The sequence below is a fragment of the Streptomyces sp. KLMMK genome (assembly GCF_036961605.1).
GTDB lineage: Bacteria > Actinomycetota > Actinomycetes > Streptomycetales > Streptomycetaceae > Streptomyces > Streptomyces telluris.
The window spans coordinates 1-2,145 of sequence record NZ_JBAMDC010000649.1; the positions used below are offsets into that span (position 1 = coordinate 1).

At 73.3% G+C, this 2,145-nt stretch carries 1 protein-coding gene and 1 pseudogene; both read left to right on the top strand.

Annotated elements, in window-relative coordinates; all coding sequences use genetic code 11:
• Positions 1-43 precede the first annotated feature (43 nt).
• Positions 44-1,015: pseudogene (locus V7793_RS36715) on the top strand (carbohydrate kinase family protein); the annotation flags it as partial.
• 80 nt (positions 1,016-1,095) lie between these two features.
• The coding region (locus tag V7793_RS36720; protein WP_336014014.1) for a homocysteine S-methyltransferase family protein at positions 1,096-2,145 on the top strand (1,050 nt) is incomplete at its 3' end.

The window sequence follows — 2,145 nt, forward strand, 5'->3', positions numbered from 1 at the left end:
CAGGACCCACCGCCCCTCGCCCCGAGCCCAGGGAGAGAACCCCGTGCGCATCGCCGTGACCGGTTCGATAGCCACCGACCACCTGATGGTCTATCCCGGACGCTTCACCGAGCAGCTCATCCCCGACCAGCTCGACAAGGTGTCCCTGTCCTTCCTCGCCGACACGCTGGAGATCCGGCGCGGCGGCGTCGCCGCCAACATCGCCTTCGGCATGGGCCGGCTCGGCCTGCGCCCGGTGCTGCTGGGCGCGGCGGGCGCGGACTTCGCCGAGTACGGGCAGTGGCTGAGCGCCAACGGGGCGGACACCGACTCGGTGCACATCAGCGGGTCCCTGCACACGGCCCGCTTCGTCTGCACCACGGACGCCGACCAGAATCAGATCGCCACCTTCTACGCCGGGGCCATGGCCGAGGCCCGCGAGATCGAGCTGGCGCCGGTGGCGCGGCGGGTCGGCGGCCTCGACCTGGTCGTCGTCGCCCCCAACGACCCCGCCGCGATGCTCCGGCACACGGACGAGTGCCGGGCCACGGGCCTGCCCTTCGCAGCCGACCCCTCGCAGCAGCTCGCCCGGCTGGGCGCGGAGGAGACCCGCCGGCTGGTGGACGGTGCCCGCTTCCTGTTCACCAACGAGTACGAGGCCGCGCTGCTGCAGGAGCGCACCGGCTGGACGGCGGCCGAGGTCCTCGCGCGCGTGGGCACCTGGGTGACCACGCTGGGGGAGAACGGCGTGGTGATCACGGAGGAGGGCGGCGCGGAGCTGCGCGTTCCCGCCGTCCCGACCGGTGACATCAAGGACCCGACGGGCGTCGGCGACGCCTTCCGGGCCGGGTTCCTCGCCGGCGTCGTGTGGCAGCAGCCGTACGAGCGCGCCGCGCAGCTGGGCTGCGCACTGGCCACGCTGGTGCTGGAGTCCGTCGGCACGCAGGAGTACGAGCCGGCGTGGAGCGACCTGCTGGCCCGTATCGAGGACGCCTACGGGGCGCAGGCCGCTCGGGAGATCGCCCCGCACCTGCCGCGTCTGCCGCACCTGCCGCGTCTGCCGCATCTGCCGCACTCTCCGCACCTGGCGGATCCGTCGACCGCGGGCAGCGCGTCGTGACTGCGGCTGCGACCGATGCCGCCACCCGGGCCGCCGGGCTGCGGGAGGCGCTCGCCTCCCGGGTCGTGGTGGCCGACGGCGCGATGGGCACGATGCTGCAGGAGCAGGACCCCAGCATGGAGGACTTCGAGCAGCTGGAGGGCTGCAACGAGGTCCTGAACGTCACGCGCCCCGACATCGTCCGCTCCGTCCACGAGGCCTATTTCGCGGTGGGCGTGGACTGCGTGGAGACCAACACCTTCGGCGCGAACCTGGCGGCGCTGGGCGAGTACGACATCCCCGAGCGGATCTTCGAGCTGTCGGAGGCGGGTGCCCGGATCGCGCGGGAGGTCGCGGACGAGTTCGCGGCCGGGGACGGGCGGGCCCGCTGGGTATTGGGCTCGGTCGGCCCGGGCACGAAGCTGCCGACGCTCGGCCACGCCCCGTACGTGGCGCTGCGGGACGCGTACCAGCAGAACGTCGAGGGCCTGGTGGCCGGCGGTGCGGACGCGATCCTGGTGGAGACGACGCAGGACCTGCTGCAGACGAAGGCGTCCGTGATCGGCGCGCGGCGGGCCATGGCGGCCTCCGGGGTGGATCTGCCGCTGCTGGTGCAGGTCACGGTGGAGACGACCGGCACGATGCTGCTGGGTTCGGAGATCGGGGCCGCCCTGACGGCCCTGGAGCCGCTGGGCATCGACATGATCGGCCTGAACTGCGCCACGGGTCCGGACGAGATGAGCGAGCACCTGCGCTATCTCTCCCGGCACGCCCGTACGCGCGTCTCCGCCATGCCCAATGCGGGTCTGCCGGTGCTGGGGAAGAACGGCGCGCACTACCCGCTGTCGCCCGCCGAGCTGGCGGACGCGCACGAGTCGTTCGTGCGGGAGTACGGGCTCTCGCTGGTGGGCGGCTGCTGCGGTACGACTCCGGAGCACCTGCGGCAGGTCGTGGAGCGGGTGCGGGGGCTCACGCTGGCCGAGCGGGCGCCGCGCCCCGAGCCCGGGGCCGCATCGCTCTACCAGACGGTGCCGTTCCGGCAGGACGCGTCGTACCTCGCGATCGGT